The organism is Streptomyces sp. NPDC021225 (assembly GCF_044332865.1).
In the GTDB taxonomy this organism is placed as follows: domain Bacteria; phylum Actinomycetota; class Actinomycetes; order Streptomycetales; family Streptomycetaceae; genus Streptomyces.
This window is the reverse complement of record NZ_JBIRPV010000003.1, coordinates 779,644-793,671: the sequence shown is the minus strand read 5'-3', so window position 1 is coordinate 793,671 and position 14,028 is coordinate 779,644. Positions and strand designations below refer to the sequence as shown.

Below are 14,028 nucleotides of genomic sequence, written 5' to 3'. Positions count from 1 at the left end.
CTTTCTTGCTACGGGTGGTGCGGTCTGGGTGCGCTGCGGCCTTGAGCGTCGGTCCGGTGGTCAGCGGCGTGGGTCACGGAGCCTGCCGACACGCTCGCGGTCGAGGCGGAACTCGGTCCTCAGCAGCCGGGTCAGCGGGCCGATCAGCCGGTGGACCAGTTCGTCGAGCTGGCCGTCCGTCAGCGCCCGGGGGTCGAAGCCGGCGGTGGGCGTGCGCTCGGAGGCGGCGGACTTGCGGGTGTCGGTGCGTTCGCCTGCCTCTGTTTTGGTGGTGTGCGTGCTGGTCCTCGTGCTCGTCGTCCGTGGGTTCTGGGACGCGGTGGGGGTGCGCTGGACGGTCCGGGCCGGCGGGGGCTGGGCTGCCGGGGTTGGCAGCGTTGTGCTCGGGAAGGGCAGCGGGGGGCGCGGTGAGGCGGTCGTACGGGCCGGTGTGGCGCCGCTCCGCTGCACGGGCAGCGGTACGGGCGGTGCGGGTTCCGCCCGCCGCGGCCGTACGGGTGCGGCGGGCGAAGCGTGCCGGGGCGCGGGCGGCTGGGGCCGCGGGCGGGACGGGGCCGGGCTGCGGGGAGGGGCCGCCACGCGCTGCACCGGCAGAGCGGCACGTGAACCACCGCCCGAGGCCCGCCGCGCGAGCGCGTGGCCGGGCTGCGCGAGCGACTGTGCCACGCCGGGCGTACGGGCCGCGGCCGTCCGCTGCGTCACGGACCCTACGAGCGGCGCGGCGGACGACGGCGCCCGGGGCGGCGCGGCCACCGGCATCGTCACCCCGCCAAACGCCGCACCCTCAACACCCGCCGCCGAGCGCGCCTCCGGCTGCCCCTGGGGTGCTGCGGGCGTGGATGAACCTCCTCCCCCGTCGGCGGGACCGTTGCGGGGTGTGGCCACTCTGCGCTGCACGGGAACGGCATCGGCCGCGGAGGGCCTGGGGGGTGGCGCCGCCGCGGGCCCGCTGTCCGTATCCGTCCGGCCAGGCGCGGGCTGCGAGGGGGACGGCACCGTGACGGCCTCGCGTTGCACGGGCGTACGGGACCCGACCGGCCCGGCCGCAGCACGCGGCCCCGGCGGAACCGCGCTCGCGCCGCCCTCCCTGTCTTCCCGCCGCACGGGCGGAGGGGTTTGCGGCGAGCGCATCGGCGCGCCGGCGCGCGGTCGGGGCTGTGGGGGCTGTGGGGCCGGTTCGGCCTCGGCGGACCGCACCGCTCCTGACGTGGCCGCCTTGCGCTGCACAGGAACGGCATCGGCGGCGGGGGGCCTGGGGGGTGGCGTCGCCGCGGGCCCGACCTCCGCAGGTGCCGGTGCGGCTGTGGGCTGACCCGGTGGGCCGTCCGTACCCTCCCGACCCGACGTGGGCGGCGAGGGTGACGGCGCCGAGACGGCCTTGCGTTGCATGGGCGTACGGAACTCGGCCGGTCCGGCCGCGCGGCGCACCGACGAGGCCACGCTCGCATTGCCGTCCGCGCCTGACGGCGCGACGGCTCGGGGGGCGGAAAGGGGCTGACCAGGTGTCCGTGACGGTGCCGCCTGGGGGATACGGGTGCCGGTCGCCGCGGTGCCCGGCGGCGTCGCCGACACGGACGGCGCGGGCATGGCCTGCACCGGAGAGACCGCCCGGGGACCGCGACCGGTGGTCGCGGCGCTGGGGACGGGGGCTGCCGCCGAGCGCCGGGTCACCGGCCCGGCCGGTGAACCCCCCGGCTGTGGTGCGGTCCTCCGGCCGACGCGGCGCAGCGGCACCGCCGTTGGCGCACTGGCGCGCTGTACGGGGGTGGCCCCGGCCGGGGCCGCCGTCGCCAGCGCGGAGGTAAGGGCCCGCGCCGACGCCAGGGGAAGCGAGGCGGGGAGCCTGGGACGGCTGGTCTCCCGCCGGGGCCCGGCCGATGCGGAACCGGCGTCCGCAGCGGGGGCGGGGGAAGGGGCCGCCAGTACCGGAACCCTCGCCTCGGGCCGTACGACCGGCGCGGCAGTCGCGGTCGGCGTGGCCCCCTCGGCGGGGGTGGGTGGTGTGAACGCCTGCGGGGACGGGTCGTGCCGTCCTGGCTCCGGCGACGGTGTCCGCGCCTGCGGACCTGCCGAGGGTGCCGGTGTCGCGGGAGCCGGTGTCGCGGCGCCCGGTGTCGCGGGGACCGGACTCGACGGCAGGGGTGCGCCCAGGCCCGTGCGGAGGCCGGGCCCGGAGGGGGTGGCGGACGGCGTACCCGGCGCGGACGAGACGCGCCGATCAATGGGTGCCGGGGGCTTCCCGGTCATGGGCGTGCCCAGGCCCGTACGCCGCCGACCCGGGGCCGACCCGGCGGACGGACCGGCGGACGGACCGGTTCCGCCATGCCCCGCCGAGGGGCGCCGGTGCATGGGCTGTGACGGAGGGGCAGGTGACGGGACGACAGATGAAGGGGAGGCGGAGAACGGGGGCGTTCGGGTCGTCGGCGCGCCCGGGCCGCCCGGCTGCCGCTCGGCCGAGCCGACACCGGGCTCCGGTGTCGGCGACGGAGCAGGGACGGCCGGAGCGGGAGCGGCCAGAGCAGAGACGGCCGGAGCGGCGGCGGCCGGAGCGGAAGCAGGCAGAGCAGCGACGACCGGAGCGGCGGCGGCCGGAGCAGGGACGGCCGGGGCGGGAGCGGCCGGAACAGGGACAGCCGGAGCAGGGACAGCCGGAGCAGGGACAGCCGGAGCAGGGACGGCCGGAGCGGGAGCGGCCGGAACAGGGACAGCCGGAGCAGGGACGGCCGGAGCGGGAGCAGGCGGAGCAGAGACGGCCGGAGCGGCGGCGGCCGGAGCAGGAGCCGGCGGAGCAGGGACAGCCGGAGCGGGGGCGGGCGGCCGGAGCTCCGATGGGGCCGTCGGCAGGGAGCGGCGCTCTACGGCGCGGGCCGCCGGGGCCGTGGTCAGAGTGTTCGGGCGGGCGGTACGTACGGCGCTCCGTTGCACCGGCCGCACCCGGGGCCCCAGCGCCCTGGCGGACGTCGGCGCCGCGGGCGCCGCACCGGCGGGCCCCGCGGGTTCCTCCCGCCGGGCCACCGGCAGGGTCAGCGCGGGCGCGCCGAGGGCCGGGGACGGGTTGCCCGACGTGACGAGGGCGCCGCGGACCAGGCCGCCCGGTGCGCCGTCGAGCACAGCGTGCGACAGCGTCCCGGCGAAGGAGGGGTTCTGCCAGGTGGTGAGCGCGCCGCCGAAGCCGGGGTCGGCGACACCGCGCGGTGGCCGGGCGGCGGCGATCGGCCGGATCGGGGGCAGGCCGGCCCAGCCGGCCGCCCCGCGCTCCACCACCGCCTGGGCCGCGCCGTCCGCCGTCGCGGCCGTCCCGGTCGTCGCGGCCGTCCCGGTCGTCGCGGGCGTCGCGGGCGTCCCGGTCGTCGCGGCCGTCGCGGGCGTTTCGGCGCGGGCCGCGCGGGCGCGGCGGCCGCGCAGCCTGTCGAGCAGTCCCATCTACCCCTCCGTGGCGCGGGTGACGAGGGCGGCGATCTCCTGGGCGTAGCGCCGCCGGTCGCGGTGTTCGAGGTCCAGGAGGTCCTCCAGACTCCAGTGGAAGTGGTAGGCGATGTACGCGATCTCCTCGTGGATACGGTCGGCCGCGTACGTCACGATTCCCCCAGGCGGCTCCCGCCGAGCTCCACCTCGAAGGCGTGCTCGCAGTGCGGGCAGGTCACCCCGGCCCTGGTGTGGCCCTCGGCGTTGACCTGGCGGTAGAAGTCCTGGAGGAAGGCGAGGTCGGAGGCGAACATGTTCTCCACCACCCCGTCGTGCACCATCGGCAGCGTGCCGAGGCGGGTGATGACCCGGCCGAGCAGCACCACCGACAGGTAGGCCTGGTTCTCCTGGACCCGGACGTCCCGCAGGGGCACCAGTTCGTCCCGGGCGGTGGCCAGCCGCATGGCCCCGGTGCGGTGCACGGTGCCGGACTCGTCGACGTATCCGCGCGGCAGCTCGAACTCGAACTCGGTGCGCAGCCGCTGCGGTTCGGCGACGTGCTCCGCTGCCGCGGGCTGCTGGGCCGGGGGTGCGGCCGGGTCGGTACCGGTGGCCACGGTCGCGGGCCGGAGGGCGGTGCGGCGCATTATTCGATGACCAGCTCTTCGTAGGTGATGGTCACGGTCTCCGTGAGCGCCGTGGCCGCGCCGGCCTCGACCGAGCTGGCGTCGATCTTGCAGCACCAGGCGTTGCGCAGGTTGTACCGCTTGACCGGGTTGCTCTCGGGGTCCATCACGAGAATCGTGGCGTTCTTACGGGCCGTCGACATGCGGCCTTCGATGGACTCCTTGATCCATTCGGTGAACGCCGAGGAGTGCGTCATGCCGCGCACGACGGTGCACTCGCCCGCCTTCTGCACGCCCGGCATCTTGCTGACCTTGGGCTGGCCGGTGGCCGAGACCTGCTGGTATTCGATGACGTCCTGCTGGTAGCTCAGGACTTCGACCTTCTGTAGGTATTCGACCATGACGCCGTCGATCTGCAGGCCGAAATTGTGTGAGGTGAGGGTATCGCCGGGTGCCATGGTCATGAGCCGCTGTCTGTCCTTCTACTTGTTTGCTGATCGGAGGTCGGGCTACGTACGGCTCTACTCCTCCAGTTCGCCGCTTCCGCCGGAGAACTGGGCCAGCCGGAAGATCACGAACTCGGCGGGCTTGACGGGCGCGATGCCGATCTCGCAGACGACCCGGCCCAGGTCCACCGACTCCGGCGGGTTGGTCTCCTCGTCGCACTTGACGTAGAAGGCCTGCTCCGGAGAGGAGCCGAAGAGGGCGCCGCCGCGCCACTCGTTGACCAGGAAGGCGGAGACGTTGCGCCGGATACGGGCCCACAGGTGGTGGTCGTTGGGCTCGAAGACCACCCACTGGGTTCCGATCAGGATCGACTCCTCCAGGTAGTTGAAGTACCGGCGGATGTTGATGTAGCGCCAGGCCGGGTCCGAGGAGACGGTGCGCGCGCCCCAGACGCGGATGCCGCGGCCGGGGAAGGCGCGGATGCAGTTGACGCCGATCGGGTTGAGCAGGTCCTGCTCCCCGCGGGTGACCTGGGTCTCCAGGTCGATGGCGCCGCGCACGACCTCGTTGGCCGGGGCCTTGTGCACGCCGCGCTCGAAGTCGTTGCGCGCCCAGATGCCCGCGATGTGACCGCTCGGGGGGACCAGGCCCGACTGGCCGGTGGCCGGGTCGAAGACCTTGATCCAGGGGTAGTAGAGGGCCGCGTACTTGGAGTCGTAGCCCGCGGTCTCCTGCCGCCAGACCCGGATGTCACGGGCGTTGAGGCCGGGCGGCGGGTCGATGACGGCAACGCGGTCGCCCATCAGCTCGCAGTGCGCGATCAGTCCGAGCTGCACCGCCTTGACCGACTCCAGGTCGATCGCGCCGCGCTGGTAGGCCGCCATCAGGTCGGGGACGGCCACCATGGAGATCTCGTCCACCGCCTCCAGGCCGCCGAAGCCCGTGCGGTCGGCGGAGTCGCCGAGGTACTGGGCGGGGCCGGGGTGACCCTCACCCGCCTCGGCCGGAGCGCCGGCCGGGGCGGGGGCGGCGGGACGGGCCAGGGCCACCGTCTGGTTCTCCGGCCGCGCGAGTTGCGCGGCGGGGGCCGCCTCCTGGACCGTGATGAGCCTGGAGCGCTCCTTGACCTGCGTGACGACGTAGGAGCGGTTGCCCTTCTTGGCCGTCACGTCGAAGGACTCGGCGACCTTGCCCTCGTCCTTGACGATCAGCTTGAACCGCTCGGCCGGGCCCTCCCCCTCCGCGTCCGCCACCTCGACGCTGAGCGCGCCGCCGGGTGTGAGGGCCCGGACGGTGAACGTGCCCAGCTCGGCGGGGGCGCCCGGGGGCAGCTCGGCCGGTCCACCGGCACCCCCCACCACCGCGGCCGGTCCACCGGCGGCCCCGGCCTCCCCTTCGGCTGTGCCACCGACCCGCACGACGTAGGCGGCGGAGCCGCCGTTGTTGAAGAAGCCGTAGACGGCGTGTGCGAGGTAGAGCCCGTCGCTGAACTCGCCGAAGGACGCGACGTACTCGGACCAGTTGGTCACCGGCGTCGGGGTGTTCAGCGGTCCGCGGGGGGCGAGCCCGACGAAGGCGGCCACCGAGGTGCCCACCCCCTCGATCGGTCGGGAGCCGCTGGCGACCTCCTCGACGTAGACGCCGGGCGACAGATACGACGGCATGCGCTGTGCTCCTCGGAGGGTGGGGAAACCGTGCCACCCTCACTCTTGACGGGACGCCGCACCCCCGCCCAGGTCCCTGGGTACCTGGCCCGGTGCAGAGCCGGTGCACGAAGGTATAGCGGCGGCCAGGCTCCGGGCCTCGCTCTGCCTAGAAGTTCGGCTCTCTGGTGACCGTGTAGATGTCCGCGCCCACGTAACCGGCACCGCCACCGCCGTAACCGCTACTTCCCCCGCCGTCGCCGTAATCGCCACCGCCGTACGAGCTGGTGCCGCCCGGAGCGGCCGTCTGCTCGTTGGCCTGCGCGTAGTAGGGCTCGCCCCACTCCTGCATGCTCCTGTCCATGTCGCGGGACTCGCTGTCCTGCCCGTCTCTCCGGTTGCAGCGTGCGCACTTCGCCCTGAGGTTCGTCGCTTGGCTCGCCGCCGCTATGGCGTCGTCTTGGGTAATCGCCCATAGGTCGCGGTAGATCCCCGCGAAACTCTCCTGGTACAGCCCCAGGTCCACCTGGAAGTACGTGAAGTTCGCCGCCCGGACGATGTAGGCGATGATCCCCTCGACGTGATCGATGTCCATTTTGTCGGCGGTCTTGTACTCCTTGCATCGCCCCCGGCAGCGGTAGGTCAACTCACCCCTGCTGTTCAGCCTCTTCTTTGTTTCATCGCTGGCGAGAATCTGCTCCCTGACGCCCGGGGCAAAAGGCACCCGGTCTCCATCCCACAACCGCGTGCCGTTGATCCTTCTCCTGCTGGGTATGAAGTTCTCGGCCGCGGTGAGCAGGTCTTCCGTGCCATCGTGATTGCGCTGGCGCTCCGCCTCCCGGGTACGACCGCGCCTGTCCACCGGACGCCGCCGCGCGTCGCGGGTGGACTGCCTGGCCCCGGGCCATCGCTGGACAGCGACGTCTCCGGTCGGCGTCGCCGTTCCCGCGTGGGCCGCCGTCCCCGTCCCCGTCCACGTGGGCGTGAAAGCCGCTGCGGCACCGGCCGGGACCGGCCTGCTCATGACCTCGTCCGCCTTGGCGTCGGCGGCCTTCTCGCCGGCGTCGCCCGGGCTCGACATCCGTGTCCCGTCGCCCTGGTCCGTGCCGGGGACCTCCCCCTCCTCCTGGTCGAAGGTGTGCGCGATCTCGTGGGCGACGACACGCTTGTTCCGCAGGCTCTGCGGCTTGAAGACCATGTGGTGACCGGAGGTGTACGCCTCGGCGTTGATCTCCTCCGCCGAGCGCTGCGCAACGACGTCGGTGTGCACCCGCAGATGGGACAGGGGCCGGTCGAAGCGGGCCTCCATCTCCGTGCGCAGCGGGCCGTCGAAGGGCTGCCCCGGCATGGCCAGCACGTCGAGCACGGTCGAGCGCTGCACAGAGGGCGTGTGTCCGCAGGCCCCGTCGTGCTCGTGCCGGTCCTGCTCCTGGTCCTGTGCCAGTCTCTGGACGACGGCGGCGTTGCCCGCCAGGCTCTGGAGGGTGCCCATCTGCCCCGGGGTCACCGGATCGCGGAACGCAAGGTGTGCCGTCGGCCCTGTGGTGGTGTGGGCCGCCGCGGGGCGGATCCAGGGCCTGGAACGGCCTGGGGACCGCTCGTTCTCCGGCGTCTGTCGCTCGTGCATCGCCTCGCCTCTCCTTGCTCCGATACGTCCTCTCTCGATACGCCACGCGTCCGCGTGTTCAGTAGATGCCCCGGGGCAGCCCTCCCCGTTCTCGGGGGCAACCACCCGGCCCCGAGGGCCACCGGCCGCCCGTCGGGGCACGGCGCCACACCTTCCAGGCAACGGACCCTGCCCCCAGGCCTGGGACGGCGGGCGGCCGCCCGCCATAGCGTCCGTACGGTGAGCCTTTGGACCTCCCTCGAACCTGCCTCGACCACCGTGAACCCCGGTGGCTCGGCCACCGTGCGGCTGCGGTTGCGCAACACCGGCGACGTCGTCGACGAGTACCGCTTCGTACCGGTCGGCGCCCTGTCCCCCTGGACGACCGTGGAGCCGCAGACGCTCCGGCTCTACCCGGGCACGACCGGGACGGTGGAGCTGACCTTCGCCCCGCCCCGGACCCCGGAGGCGACGGCCGGGCCGAATCCGTACGGGGTGCAGATCCTCCCGGCCGAGCACCCCGAGGCCACCACCGTCCCCGAGGGGAACGTCACCGTCACTCCGTTCAGCGAGGTGCGCGCCGAGCTCGTGCCGCAGACGGTGAAGGGCAGGTTCCGGGGGCGGCCGAAGCTCGCGGTCGACAATCTCGGCAACGTCAAGCTCACCGCCTCCGTCAGCGGCAGCGACAACGGCGACCAGATCGCGTACGACATCCACCCGGCCAACGTCCAGATCGAGCCCGGCCGGGCCGCCTTCATCAAGACCACCCTCAAACCGCGCGGGATCATCTGGGCGGGCCCCAAAGAGGCCCGGCCTTTCACGCTCTCCGTACAGCGATCCGGCGCCGAACCGCTGCCGGTGCGGGGCACCTACGAGCAGCCGGGGCTGATGCCGCGGTGGCTGGGGATGTTCCTGAGCGTTCTGATCGCGCTGACCATCGCGTTCGTCAGCATCTGGTTCGCGAAGAAGCCGCAGGTGAACACCCGGGCCCAGCCCCGGACCGAGCAGGTCAACTCCTCCGCGCTGCCGACCCCGGGGCCATCGGCCTCCAGTCCTTCGCTGCCCACGCCGAGCCCGGAGCCCGAGCCGAGTCAGCCAGCAGGCGGCGACGGGAACGGCGCCGGTGGCGGCGGCGAGCCCAAACCGGAGAAGGAGCAGGAGCGGGAGCCGGACGACACGTTCACCCGCGTCCTGCTCCGGAACGGGACGACGCAGAAGTGCGCCGCCCCGGTCGAGCCGAGGGGCGAGCTGGGCGGGAAGACCGCCCAGTTCCCCTGCGACGAGGCCAAGCCGCGGCAGCGGTGGAACCTCGAAACGGTGTTCAAGGGGAAGGGGCCTGGCAACGCCGACCTCCTCCAGATCCGCAACACCATGGACGGCTACTGCATGGACCTGCCGGGACCGGACCCGGCACCCGCCACAACGGTCGTGCAGGAGGCGCCCTGCAACCGCAAGATCGACGACAACCAGCTCTGGTGGGTGGAGGAGCGGCCGAACACAGGCGGCCTCTACTGGATCCACAACTACGCCAGCAACCAGCTCTGCCTGGACGTCTCCGGCTACGCCTCCCGGGGAACGGACCGGGCGGACGGAGCCAAGCTCACCCTCTTCGACTGCTCTGATGACGACGATCAGAGGTGGTTCATCGTCAAGCCCGAGAACGAGGGGAACTGAGCGAGTCCGCCTGGTGCGGGCCGCCGCTCACCAGGACACCTCGTCCAGCACCAGGCGGCCCGCCTTCCGGTACTCCCGCCGGGCACCGGCCAGCAGATCGGCGCCGGTGACCGGCTCGCCGCGGTCGGCCGCCGCGTAGGCGGCGGTCACCACCGCGCTGCGGATGGAGCCGCCCGCCAGCTCGAACTCGCGGGCGCACGGGCCCGGGTCGATGCCCTCCTCGCACGGCACATGGACCAGGATCCGCCGCCACAGGGCCAGCCGCTGCCCGGCGTCGGGGAAGGGGAAGTCCACCACCAGGTCGAGCCGGCGGGTGAAGGCATCGTCGATGTTGGCCCGCAGATTGGTGGTGAGCAGGGCGATGCCGTCGAACGCCTCCAGCCGCTGGAGCAGATACGCGCTCTCCATGTTGGCGTAGCGGTCGTGGGAGTCCTTGACCTCGGAGCGCTTGCCGAAGACCGCGTCGGCCTCGTCGAAGAGGAGCACGGCATCGGTGCGGTCGGCCTCGGTGAAGATGCGCTCCAGGTTCTTCTCGGTCTCCCCGACGTACTTGTCGACGATCGAGGAGAGCTGCACCACGTACAGGTCCAGTCCCAGATCGGCGGCGACCACCTCGGCGGAGAGGGTCTTGCCGGTGCCGGACTCCCCGGCGAACAGTGCCAGGACGCCGTGTCCCCGCCCGCCGCCCGCGCTCAGCCGCCACTCCCCGAGCACCCGGTCGCGGTGGCGGGCGCGCCGGGCCAGCTCGCGGAGCTGGTCGAGCGGCTCGTCGGGCAGCACCAGGTCGTCCCAGCCGACGGCCGGCCGGATCCGGCGGGCGTGTTGCTCCAGCCCGGAGGCGGAGAGCTGACGCGCCGCGCGCTTCAGATGGACGGCGGCCAGGGGGGTGCCCTCCAACGCCGCCAGCGCGAGCGCGGACCGCGCGGCCCGGTGGATCCGCTCACCGCCGACACGGTACGGGGCGACGGTCGCCGCCAGATCGAACCCGGGGTCGTCCGCCGGGTCGATGCCGAGCGCGGCCGACCACACCTCCACCCCGCCCGAGGGCAGCCGTTCGACGTCCAGCACCAGCGGGTCACGGTCGGACCACTGCGGATCGTAGGGCCGCGCTCCGGTGAACAGCACCGGTACGTCGCGTACGGACAGCGCCCGGATCAAGGGTCCGGGCCGTCCCGGCAGTTCGGAGACGACGATCCCGCAGCCGCGCAGCCGCGCCTCGCGCAGCAGTTCCCGCACCGGGCCGTGAGGAGCGGCGCCATGACGCTCAGCGGCGTGGGCGGCATGGTCGCCGTGCCCGGCGCCGCCCTCGCCGCCCGGCTCGTGTCCGTCCGTGTGCCCCACGGGGACGGGGGTGTAGTGCAGCGCACCGTATCCGGCGGCCCGCAGGGCGGTGGCCGCGCACAGCAGGCCCTCGCCCTCCCGGTGTTCGCGCAGGTAGACGGTGAGGGGCGCGGCGTCGAGGTGCTCGGCGAGCCGGTGGGCCAGTGGACCGCCGTCGCCCGCGTCCGCCCCGGCGGGCGAGGCCGGCAGCGGGCGGAGGTGTCCGTCGAGCGCGGCGTCCGGCGCCTCGTCGCCCAGCAGATGGGCGGCCAACCGGTCCGGAACGCGCAACGAGCGGCTGAGGAAGGGCCGTTCGGGCTCCTCGACAATCAGCAGGCCGAGCGCGGACAGGGGCGCCGTGGGGTGGAACCGGTCACGGGCGGCGGCATGCGTCGCGGGCAGCCCGCAGACGTCGAGCACCAGCCCGATGGTGGCCCGCCGGCGGCTGACGTCGTCGTTGAGGTAGCCGTAGAGCGGCTCGAATCCGCGGTCGAGGTCGGGGGCGAGCGCGATGAGGAGGGCGGCGGTGTCCAGCTCGGTCAGGCCCAGGCGCTGGGCGAGCCGGGGCAGGCGGTCGTCTGCCCGCGGTGGCTCACCGGCCGGCGAGGGCCCTTCGGTGGGCTCCGGGCTCCCGTCGTCCGCCAGGGGCGGCGGGTCGCCGTCGCCGGGCCGTCGCAGATGGTGGCGTATGGCCTCATCGGACAGGTAGAGGCCGCGCAGCGGGTCGGCCGCGGTGGGGTCGCCGGCTCTGCGCCGTTCGACGAGGGCGGTGATCCGCGTCCGCAGCACGGCGAGCCGGGCGACCACCGCGCTCGCCGGGTCGCCGGCGCGGCGGCGGGGTGAGGGGACATCGGACGCGGGCGTCGGGCTGTCGGTCACCGGAGGCGTGCTCCCTCGGCCACCCGGGTGAGGTGGCGCGGCTGGTGTGTCCGGCCGTCATCCTCCAGAGGGCCGTCCAGTTCGCGGACGCGTACCAGAGCGCCTTCGGTGACGGGCGGTCCGGCGTCGTAGTCGGGGTAGGACGGGAACGGCACGGTGATCACGAGGTCGATCGACGGTTTGAGCATGCCGCCGAGCGCGGACCAGATCTCGGCCAGCGAACGGGACTCGGCCTGCACCCCGGCGACCGTGAGCGGCACGCTCAGGCCGAGCCCGGCGAGGGGTTCCGGAAGGCCGCTCGGCGGCAGCACCTCCTGGGGCATCAGGGTGGCCAGCGCGGCCGACAGCAGCCTGTGCTCGTCCTCGGGCCGTTTGGCCCAGGCGGTGAGCAGGTACGACAGCCGGAACCAGCGCGGGGCGCGGCGCCGGCTCACGGTGATGCCCCGCTCGTCGCGGACGGGGGCCATGCCGCGTTCGCGACGCTTGACGTCCTCGCGTATGTCGTACAGATAGCAGTCCAATACCGGCGCATTGCGCCGGGCGGCCCATTCGCCGGTCGGGGCGTCGAAGACGATGTCGATGTCGCTTCCGGTCAGCGCGCCGCCTTGAAGCAGTTTCCGCAACAGCCCGTCGACTTCGTGAATCACGAGATGTACCCCTCACGCAGTGCGTACGCCACGGCATGCGCGCGATTGCGCAGATTCAGCCGTGTGGTGAGTCCTTGCATGATGTTCTTGATGGTTCGTTCCGAATAGGACAGCTTCTCGGCGATCTCATTGGTGTCCATTCCTTCCGAGACCAGCCGCAGGACGTTGATCTCGCGCGGGGTGAGATGACTGGTCTGGGCCGCGGGGTTGGCCACCGCTCCCGGACGTAACATGCTGACCTGGTTCATCAGCCGGCCCAGCAGATCGGAGGGCAGGTCGCCGTCGCCGTGGAAGGCCGCGGTCACCGCCCGCAGCAGTCGGCTGCTGGTGGCCTCGTGCCGCCAGACGATGGCGCCGACACCGCTTTCGATGACGTCCAGCAACTCGGCCTCACGGATCAGGCTGATCACCAGGACGGAGCGCAGGCCCTCGCTGCGGACCAGTCTGCGTAATCGGGACAGCAATGCCTGGTCGAGTGATTCGGCGAGGAGCAGGGCCACGCCGTCGTCATGAGGGGTGGCCTCGTCGACGAGGTCGACCTCCGGGTGCCGCCGGAGCTGGCTGATCGCGCCTTCCCGTAGGATCGGATCCGGCGCGTGGACCACCACGGGAATCTTTTTCTGCCGTTCAGCCGGCGCGGCGCGAACCATTCTCGCCAATTCCCCGTTTTCCACCGACCCGACCAGGGAAATGCTTTGGTGCAGCATGTGAACTCTCCTTTGCGGAACCGTTTACGGGCTCCCCCGCGGGCAGAACCTTGGTCGAGTTGTGTTCGCGGACAATCCGCCAGCCGTCCGGCGTTCGTCGCCAGACCAGCGAGGTCGTGGTGCGAATGTCCGTGGTGACGTCGGGCATCGTGATCCGCGCTACGAATGTCAGGGTGGACGCGGCCAGATCGTGGCCGGCGATGACGTGCGGGCCGTCGTCGACGGCATGATGCGCGGAAACCATCTTGTGAAAGTTGGGCTCCCAAATCGAGCCGTACCCGGCAGCTGTCGTCGCCACACGCTGCTCGGGGTCGAAGTCGTCGTAGAGCCGGACGTCCGGAGAGCTGAAGTCGTAGAACTCGCCGAAGGTGCGCCGGAAGTCGAATGGCGCGTCCCCCTCATTGCGCTCCCAACCGAACACCCAGCGGCTGTGCAGGTCCGCGATCAATTGTTCATCGTTCATAACTCGACGCTAAGGCCGTGGGCGAGGTTCAGGGAGGGTCCGTCGCACCCCCCATCCGTAGGGACAGCCGTGACATCCGACAACACCTGCGGCTGGGGGTGCCTGCGGGCCGAAAGGCGGGTCCCGGGGACTAAGGCAGCTTGCTCAGCAGCGCGGCCAGCTCGGGGTCGCTTTCGTACCGTCGCCGGTGCAGTTCGGCGATCTTCGCGCCCATCTGCGGGTCGTCATCGTCGGTGATGTCGTACGAGTCATACTTCTCGACCAGCGGCATACCGACCCGGTCGGTGTGCGCGTGCGCCGGATGCGTCAGATACTCCCAGTAGCTGTCGAGGTCCTCGATGACGAACACGGCGCCACAGTCGAATTCGCCTCCGAAGTCGCGGCCGACGACGAACGACTTCACCGCCGGGATGACCCGGCCCTGGTTGCGCATGCTCTCCAGCGCCTCTTCAATCTGCTCCTGCGTCACGCCCGCCCTGGCCTTCAGCCGGATGCTGTGGTAGATCATCGTGCTCCCTTTCACAGGTGGCGAATTCATAGGTGGCGAAACGTATGCCGCCGACACGGTGCAGAGCAGGAGCGCCGCACCTGAGCCGACTATGAACTGGCCT

At 72.5% G+C, this 14,028-nt stretch carries 13 protein-coding genes; 2 read left to right on the top strand and 11 right to left on the bottom strand.

Features of this window, described 5'->3' with window-relative positions; all coding sequences use genetic code 11:
* Nucleotides 1–60: 60 nt before the first annotated feature.
* On the bottom strand, nt 61–702 hold the full coding sequence (locus ACH4S9_RS17250; protein ID WP_398372626.1) for an extensin: 642 nt from the start codon (nt 700–702) through the stop codon (nt 61–63).
* A 2,449-nt stretch (nt 703–3,151) separates the two neighbouring features.
* On the opposite strand from ACH4S9_RS17250, the gene ACH4S9_RS17245 reads away from it, so the two are divergent.
* A complete protein-coding gene (locus ACH4S9_RS17245) occupies nt 3,152–3,472 on the top strand; it encodes a hypothetical protein (RefSeq protein WP_398372624.1) in 321 nt (106 codons plus the stop codon).
* Here the strand turns inward: ACH4S9_RS17245 and ACH4S9_RS17240 are convergent.
* The 5 genes from ACH4S9_RS17240 to ACH4S9_RS17220 form a co-directional block, all read right to left on the bottom strand.
* The gene (locus ACH4S9_RS17240) at nt 3,424–3,579 is read right to left on the bottom strand and encodes a DUF6760 family protein (protein WP_352130080.1); all 156 of its coding nucleotides are present in this window, start codon (nt 3,577–3,579) and stop codon (nt 3,424–3,426) included. The genes ACH4S9_RS17245 and ACH4S9_RS17240 overlap by 49 nt on opposite strands.
* Entirely contained in the window at nt 3,576–4,052 is a 477-nt protein-coding gene (locus ACH4S9_RS17235) for a hypothetical protein (RefSeq protein WP_398372621.1), read from the bottom strand. Before ACH4S9_RS17235 ends, ACH4S9_RS17240 begins: the two co-directional genes overlap by 4 nt.
* A complete protein-coding gene (locus ACH4S9_RS17230) occupies nt 4,052–4,495 on the bottom strand; it encodes a phage tail protein (protein WP_358843477.1) in 444 nt (147 codons plus the stop codon). Before ACH4S9_RS17230 ends, ACH4S9_RS17235 begins: the two co-directional genes overlap by 1 nt.
* 57 nt (nt 4,496–4,552) lie before the next feature.
* A complete protein-coding gene (locus ACH4S9_RS17225; protein WP_398372619.1) occupies nt 4,553–6,142 on the bottom strand; it encodes a phage tail sheath subtilisin-like domain-containing protein in 1,590 nt (529 codons plus the stop codon).
* A gap of 148 nt (nt 6,143–6,290) precedes the next feature.
* Nucleotides 6,291–7,748 (bottom strand): DUF4157 domain-containing protein, encoded by a 1,458-nt coding sequence (locus ACH4S9_RS17220; RefSeq protein WP_398372616.1) that lies wholly within the window; start codon nt 7,746–7,748, stop codon nt 6,291–6,293.
* Between the two features lie 219 nt (nt 7,749–7,967).
* On the opposite strand from ACH4S9_RS17220, the gene ACH4S9_RS17215 reads away from it, so the two are divergent.
* Complete coding sequence (locus tag ACH4S9_RS17215; RefSeq protein ID WP_398372614.1) at nt 7,968–9,401, top strand: RICIN domain-containing protein; 1,434 nt, start codon at nt 7,968–7,970, stop codon at nt 9,399–9,401.
* 27 nt (nt 9,402–9,428) lie between these two features.
* Here the strand turns inward: ACH4S9_RS17215 and ACH4S9_RS17210 are convergent, their stop codons facing one another.
* The 5 genes from ACH4S9_RS17210 to ACH4S9_RS17190 form a co-directional block, all read right to left on the bottom strand.
* Nucleotides 9,429–11,600, bottom strand: a complete 2,172-nt coding sequence (locus tag ACH4S9_RS17210; protein ID WP_398372612.1) for an ATP-binding protein — start codon at nt 11,598–11,600, stop codon at nt 9,429–9,431.
* Complete coding sequence (locus ACH4S9_RS17205; protein WP_385342733.1) at nt 11,597–12,247, bottom strand: DUF4255 domain-containing protein; 651 nt, start codon at nt 12,245–12,247, stop codon at nt 11,597–11,599. The genes ACH4S9_RS17210 and ACH4S9_RS17205 overlap by 4 nt, the downstream gene beginning before the upstream one ends.
* Complete coding sequence (locus tag ACH4S9_RS17200; protein ID WP_385342845.1) at nt 12,244–12,897, bottom strand: LuxR C-terminal-related transcriptional regulator; 654 nt, start codon at nt 12,895–12,897, stop codon at nt 12,244–12,246. The genes ACH4S9_RS17205 and ACH4S9_RS17200 overlap by 4 nt, the downstream gene beginning before the upstream one ends.
* A complete protein-coding gene (locus ACH4S9_RS17195) occupies nt 12,875–13,417 on the bottom strand; it encodes a nuclear transport factor 2 family protein (RefSeq protein WP_358843482.1) in 543 nt (180 codons plus the stop codon). Before ACH4S9_RS17195 ends, ACH4S9_RS17200 begins: the two co-directional genes overlap by 23 nt.
* 130 nt (nt 13,418–13,547) lie before the next feature.
* Nucleotides 13,548–13,925: a Dabb family protein gene (locus tag ACH4S9_RS17190; protein WP_385342735.1), complete on the bottom strand. Its 378-nt coding sequence runs from the start codon at nt 13,923–13,925 to the stop codon at nt 13,548–13,550.
* Nucleotides 13,926–14,028: the final 103 nt, after the last annotated feature.